Annotated in this window: 5 protein-coding genes and 1 tRNA gene; 1 reads left to right on the forward strand and 5 read right to left on the reverse strand. The window is 62.9% G+C overall.

Annotated elements, in window-relative coordinates; all coding sequences use genetic code 11:
* Positions 1-417: 417 nt before the first annotated feature.
* A tRNA-Ser gene (locus R3217_09950) sits at positions 418-508 on the reverse strand.
* A gap of 83 nt (positions 509-591) precedes the next feature.
* On the opposite strand from R3217_09950, the gene mltF reads away from it, so the two are divergent.
* Positions 592-1,953 (forward strand): membrane-bound lytic murein transglycosylase MltF, encoded by a 1,362-nt coding sequence (mltF, locus tag R3217_09955; protein MDX1455768.1) that lies wholly within the window; start codon positions 592-594, stop codon positions 1,951-1,953.
* Positions 1,954-1,956: 3 nt separating this feature from the next.
* Here the strand turns inward: mltF and tadA are convergent, their stop codons facing one another.
* From tadA to guaB, 4 genes are all read right to left on the reverse strand, one after another.
* Positions 1,957-2,418, reverse strand: coding sequence for a tRNA adenosine(34) deaminase TadA (tadA, locus tag R3217_09960; GenBank protein MDX1455769.1), 462 nt, complete (start codon positions 2,416-2,418; stop codon positions 1,957-1,959).
* Positions 2,419-2,436: 18 nt separating this feature from the next.
* A complete protein-coding gene (locus tag R3217_09965; GenBank protein MDX1455770.1) occupies positions 2,437-3,030 on the reverse strand; it encodes a carboxymuconolactone decarboxylase family protein in 594 nt (197 codons plus the stop codon).
* Between the two features lie 58 nt (positions 3,031-3,088).
* Positions 3,089-4,663: a glutamine-hydrolyzing GMP synthase gene (guaA, locus tag R3217_09970; protein ID MDX1455771.1), complete on the reverse strand. Its 1,575-nt coding sequence runs from the start codon at positions 4,661-4,663 to the stop codon at positions 3,089-3,091.
* Between the two features lie 81 nt (positions 4,664-4,744).
* The gene (gene guaB / locus R3217_09975; GenBank protein MDX1455772.1) at positions 4,745-6,211 is read right to left on the reverse strand and encodes an IMP dehydrogenase; all 1,467 of its coding nucleotides are present in this window, start codon (positions 6,209-6,211) and stop codon (positions 4,745-4,747) included.
* Positions 6,212-6,281: the final 70 nt, after the last annotated feature.

Below are 6,281 nucleotides of genomic sequence, written 5' to 3' on the forward strand. Positions count from 1 at the left end.
CACCAACCCTGACCTCTTGCGGTGATGCCTCCACCCCGACGGTGACCGGCAATCCGACCATCAACAGGCCGAGAACGGCCCGTGCCAACACGCGCGAATACAGTTCTGATCGGCCCACAGACAAAGACATCCCGCTCCCCCCGAGCACAGGCGGTCCTTCCAATCTACATGGAATGCCCGGGTAGTGCAGTCTCTACAGGAAGGCGCGACTGCCTGCCGTTGGCGACTCGCCCTCAGCTGGTGTTTTTTTGCTCAATTGATACATCGCTGACCAGGAGGCGGTCGAGCTGTGGCTGGCAGCCGGGCGGGCGGCAGTGCCGCCTGCGGGGCTCCCGGCTCGATCGCCCCGCCCGGATGCCGCTTCGACGCTGACCCGCAGGAACGCAAAAGGCCCGCAGAGCGGGCCTTTCGCATAATTGGCGGAGAGGGAGGGATTCGAACCCCCGGTCCGGGAGAACCGGACAACTGATTTCGAGTCAGCCCCATTCGACCACTCTGGCACCTCTCCGAGGGGTGGGGATTCTACAACAGCATTCTGGGTTAAGATAGGGGGCAGCCAGACCGAGCGACAGTCACGGAGACAATAACCGCTTGCGAGTCCTGACCATCATCATCCTGGCCCTGCTGCTGGGCACCTGCCAGCCGCCGCCCAGCCTGCTTGAGCAGGTCAAGGCAAGGGGCGAACTCCGGGTTGTTTCTCGCAACTCCCCGACAACATTCTATCTCGGCGCCGAGGGTCCGGCCGGACTGGAATACGACCTCGCGAGCCAGTTTGCCACCCATCTGGGCGTCAATCTCAACATGTATGCGCCCGAGAACTTCTCGGAGGTGCTTCCGGCTGTCAGGCGCGGCGAAGCCCATATTGCCGCCGCAGGCCTGTCCATAACCCGCACGCGCAAGGCGGATTTCTGGTTCGGACCGCCCTACCTGGAGATCACCCCCCAGATCGTCTATCGCTATGGCGAGGGTCGACCGCGCAGTCTCGAAGAGATCGAAGGCTCTTCGCTTGGCGTGATCAGCGGCTCGAGCCACGAAGAATCGCTCGCCAGGGTGTACGACGACACCAGCTGGGTCCAGCGCTTTGATGTCGGCGCCGAGGAACTGCTGGCCAAGGTGGCCAGCAAGGAACTCGAATATGCCGTGGCCGACTCCGTCGAGATCGCGCTTGGCCAGCGCTATTACCCCGAGCTGCGGGCCGCACTGGATCTCGCCGAGCCCGAGCCGCTGGCCTGGGCCTTCCAGCGCGGTCCTGACGACAGTCTCTATCGCGAGGCCGTCATCTTCCTTGAAACGCTGCAGGGCAGCGGCCAGCTGGCCCAGGTGATCGACCGGCACTATGGCAACACCGATCGCTTCGATTACGTCGGCACGCGAATCTTCATGCGGCACATCGACTCGCGCCTGCCTGCCTATCGCGAGACCTTCGAAGAGGCGGCCCTGCTGGCTGGCGTGGACTGGCGACTCCTCGCCGCCATCGGCTACCAGGAATCACACTGGGACCCGGATGCCGTTTCGCCGACTGGCGTCCGCGGCATCATGATGCTGACACGGAACACTGCGCGCCATGTGGGCATCGACAATCGGCGTGATGCCGAGGAGTCCATCCTCGGCGGCGCCCGCTATTTCGACCGGGTCAAGGACAAGATTCCGGATCGCATCGAGGAACCGGATCGCACGTGGCTGGCGCTGGCCGCCTACAACGTCGGCTTCGGCCATCTCGAGGATGCCCGCATCCTGACGGAAGCGGCTGGTGATGATCCGGACAAGTGGATCGACGTGCGCGAATACCTTCCCCTGTTGAGCCAGAAGAAGTGGTACAGCCGGACAAAGCACGGCTATGCACGCGGCCGCGAACCGGTGTTGTATGTCGAGAACATCCGGAGCTACTACGACATCCTGGTGTGGATCACCAACCAGGAAGACCAGGTCACCAGCGCCACCGAATCACTGTAGACCTCAGCGTCGGTTTCTGAAGAATTCCTGCAACAAGGCCGCGCTTTCCTCGGCCAGCACGCCGCCTGTCACCTCGAGACGATGATTCAGCCGCTGGTCACGCGGAATGTCATACACGCTGCCGGCCGCGCCGGTGCGCGGCTCGCTGGCCGCAAACACCAGGCGGCCCACCCTCGCCCAGGTCAAGGAGCCGGCACACATGGTGCAGGGCTCCAGCGTGACATAGAGCGTCGTGTCAGTGAGGCGATAATTGCCGAGTGATTTTCCAGCCTGGCGCAGGGCCAGGATCTCGGCATGGGCAGTCGGATCGTTCGAGGAGATGGGCTGGTTGAAGGCCTCGGCAACGACCTCGCCCTGTTTCACAAGCACGGCGCCCACCGGCACCTCGCCCCGTGCAGCACCCTCTTCCGCCAGCGCCAGGGCGCGCCGCATGAATTCGAGGTCGGTTCCGGTCACATCGTTCATGGCCGGATGATGCCCCGCTCAGGCGGGCTTGTCGATGGGCCGACCCACCACCAGCTGCTTGCGAAGCGATTCGGGCATTGCCAGGTACTTGCCATCCGGCTGGACGCCCAGTGCATCGACGAGCTTGGTGATGAAACTGCGAGCAGCAGCCGCCGCCGAGAAAAGGTAGATCTCCCGGTCGGAATGCCCGGAGGTCTTCATGGCATCGATATCGGCCTGCGTGATGGCGGTGGCGTCGCGCGCCACCTTGGTGGCGAAATCCATCAGCGCCACGTCGGCAGCGGCAAGGCCCGCCCGGTGATGGTCGGCAAGAATCGCCTGCAAGGCTTCCTCGGAATAGAATTTTTCCAGCAGCACCGAGCCATGCGCCAGCATGCAGTAGCTGCTGCGCAGTTCCTTCGCCGCAGCCAGGGTTGCCAGCTCGTAGCGGCGCAGGTCCAGCTGCTCCCGAATGGCTCCCAGCAGGCCGTTCCAGGCATGGAAAATCGACGGCTCGTGGGCATGCGGCGGGAACATGTTGCTGATGTTCCCGTCTTCGCCCGTCACGGCAGCGTAATAGTCACGAACGGCCGGGTCGGTGCTGTCCGGCCCGACGAAATCGATAAACGGCATGTCTTCCCCCGTTGAAGAACGTCTCCTTCAACGTGGCGCGGAAGCACACCGATTCAGCTCACTCCCACTCGATGGTGGCGGGCGGCTTGCCGGAGATGTCGTAGACCACGCGGGAGATGCCCTCGACCTCGTTGATGATCCGGCGCGAGCAAATATCGAGGAAATCGTATGGCAGGTGCGCCCAGCGCGCCGACATGAAATCGATGGTTTCGACAGCACGCAGGGCAATGACGTACTCGTAGCGGCGACCATCGCCCTGCACGCCGACCGACTTGACCGGCAGGAACACGGCAAAGGCCTGGCTGACCTGGTCGTACAGGTCATGCTTGCGCAGTTCGCTGATGAAGATGTCATCGGCACGGCGCAGCATCTCGGCGTAATCCTTCTTCACTTCGCCGAGGATGCGCACACCCAGGCCCGGGCCCGGGAAGGGATGACGATAGACCATCTCTGCCGGCAGGCCGAGCTCGACTCCGATCTTGCGCACCTCGTCCTTGAACAGCTCACGCAGCGGCTCGACCAGCGTGAGCTTCATGTGCTCGGGCAGGCCGCCAACGTTGTGATGCGACTTGATGACATGTGCCTTGCCGGACGCGCCGGCCGACTCGATGACATCGGGATAGATCGTGCCCTGTGCCAGGAAATCGGCCCCTTCGATCTTCGCCGATTCCTCGTCAAAGATGTCGATGAACATGTTGCCGATGATCTTGCGCTTCTTCTCGGGGTCCGTTTCACCCTTCAGGGCTTTCATGAAGCGGTCCTCGGCATCGACACGGATCACGTTCACGCCCATGTGCTCCGCAAACGTCGCCATCACCTGGTCGCCTTCATGCAGGCGCAGCAAGCCGGTATCGACGAACACGCAGGTCAGCTGGTCACCGATGGCCTGGTGCAGCAGTGCGGCTACCACCGAGGAATCCACGCCACCGGACAGGCCGAGAATGACATGACCCTTGCCGACCTTCTCGCGCACCGCGGCGATCTGGTCGTCAATGATGTTGGAGGAATCCCAGAGTGCTTCGCAGCCGCAGATATCCAGCGCAAACCGTTCCAGGATGCGCTTGCCCTGCTTCGTCTGGGTAACTTCCGGGTGGAACTGCACGCCATAGAAACCACGCGTGTCGTCTGCCATGGCAGCGCAGGATTCTTCCTTCGACTGGCCGACCCGTGCAAAACCATCCGGCAGTCCGGTCACTGAATCGCCGTGGTTCATCATCACTTCCAGCTGCGGCTGGCCGGCATCGGTGATGCTGTCTTCGATGCCGTCAAACAGGCGGGATTCGCCGGTCACGGTCATGCGCTCGACGCCAAACTCGCGGTGGGCGGAGGACTCCACCTTGCCGCCAAGCTGCTTGGCCATGTCCTGCATGCCATAGCAGATACCAAGCACCGGCACGCCGAGCTCGTAGATTTCCGGACAGGCCTTGGGCACGCCCTCACCGGTGACCGACTCGGGACCGCCCGACAGGATCACGCCACTGGGCTTGAAGGCCTTCAGGTCGGCGGCACTGATGTCCGGTGCGCGCAACTCGCAGTACACGCCGATTTCGCGAATGCGGCGCGCAATCAATTGCGTCCACTGCGAACCGAAATCAAGAATCAGGATGCGATGATCGTGGATGTCGTGGCTCATCGGAGCAGGTTTCCTCAGCGGCGGTTACGGGTAGCCCAAAGCAGCGGGCCGCGACGTGCGCGGCCCGGTATTCGTGTTGTTTCAGTCGAGCCGGTAGTTCGGCGCTTCCTTGGTGATCTGCACGTCATGCACGTGCGATTCCTTGACGCCAGCACCGGTGATCCGCGAGAACTGCGGCTTGCTGCGCATCTCCTCGATGTTGCGGCAGCCGGTGTAGCCCATGGCCGAGCGCAGGCCACCCATCAGCTGGTGAACGATCGGCGCGATCGGACCCTTGTAAGGCACGCGGCCTTCGATGCCTTCCGGCACCAGTTTCTCGACCTCGTCGGTCTTGTCCTGGAAATAGCGATCGGCAGATCCGGTCTTGCCGGACATGGCGCCCAGCGAACCCATGCCGCGGTAGGACTTGTAGGAGCGACCGCCGTAGAGCTCGACCTCGCCCGGTGCTTCCTCGGTACCGGCCAGCAGGCCGCCCACCATGACGGAATACGCACCGGCCGCCATGGCCTTGGCCAGGTCGCCCGAGAAACGGATGCCGCCATCCGCGATCAGCGGCACGCCCGACTTCGCCAGCGCCTCGGCGACATTGGCTACCGCCGACACCTGGGGCACGCCGACACCGGCAACAATGCGGGTGGTGCAGATCGAACCCGGGCCGATGCCGACCTTGACGCCATCGGCGCCCGCCTCGACCAGCGCCAGCGCAGCTTCGGCGGTCACTATATTGCCGCCGATGACCTGCAGGTCCGGGTACTTCTTCTTGATTTCGGCAACGCGGTCCAGCACGCCCTTGGAATGGCCATGCGAGGTGTCGACGACAACCACATCCACGCCAGCTGCCACCAGCGCATCCACCCTCGCCGGGGTGTCCGGCCCGGTGCCGACGGCTGCGCCCACACGCAGCTGGCCGTCGCTGTCCTTGGTGGCATTCGGGTAATCGCTGGCCTTCTGCATGTCCTTGACGGTAATCATGCCGCGCAGCTGGAACTTGTCGTTCACCACCAGCACTTTCTCGATGCGGTGCTTGTGCAACAGGGCTTCGACCTCGTCCTTGGAAGCACCTTCCTCGACCGTGACCAGCTTGTCCTTGCCGGTCATGATGGTGGAAACCGTATCGTCGTAATGCGTTTCGAAGCGCAGGTCGCGCGAGGTGACAATGCCGACCAGCGATTCGCCTTCCACCACCGGCACACCCGAGATGTTGTTGGCACGGGTCAGTTCCAGCACTTCGCGGATGGTGGCCTTGGGGCCAACGGTGATCGGATCCTTGATCACGCCGCTTTCGAACTTCTTGACCATCCGCACCTGGCGGGCCTGTTCCTCGGCGGTCATGTTCTTGTGGACAATGCCGATGCCGCCTTCCTGGGCCAGCGCAATGGCCAGGCGGGCCTCGGTGACGGTGTCCATGGCAGCGGAAAGCAGCGGAATGTTCAGTTCGATTTCACGCGTCAAGCGGGTCTTGAGCGAGACATCGCGGGGCAGCACGTCCGAGTAGGCGGGCTGCAGGAGGACGTCGTCGAAGGTCAAGGCTTCCTGGACAATTCGCATTGGCAGCGGCTCCTGCTGTTTCGGCTGGTAAATCGCACAATTATATCGGGATTCAGATTCCGCGTAAATC

The organism is Gammaproteobacteria bacterium (genome assembly GCA_033720895.1).
Lineage (GTDB): Bacteria > Pseudomonadota > Gammaproteobacteria > Natronospirales > JAJUFS01 > JAWWBS01.

Excerpts from the sequence above, each read along its gene's own strand:
- tadA (MDX1455769.1), bottom strand. The coding sequence starts at position 2,418 with ATGAACGATGTGACCGGAACCGACCTCGAATTCATGCGGCGCGCCCTG.
- R3217_09965 (MDX1455770.1), bottom strand. The coding sequence starts at position 3,030 with ATGCCGTTTATCGATTTCGTCGGGCCGGACAGCACCGACCCGGCCGTT.
- guaA (MDX1455771.1), bottom strand. The coding sequence starts at position 4,663 with ATGAGCCACGACATCCACGATCATCGCATCCTGATTCTTGATTTCGGT.
- guaB (MDX1455772.1), bottom strand. The coding sequence starts at position 6,211 with ATGCGAATTGTCCAGGAAGCCTTGACCTTCGACGACGTCCTCCTGCAG.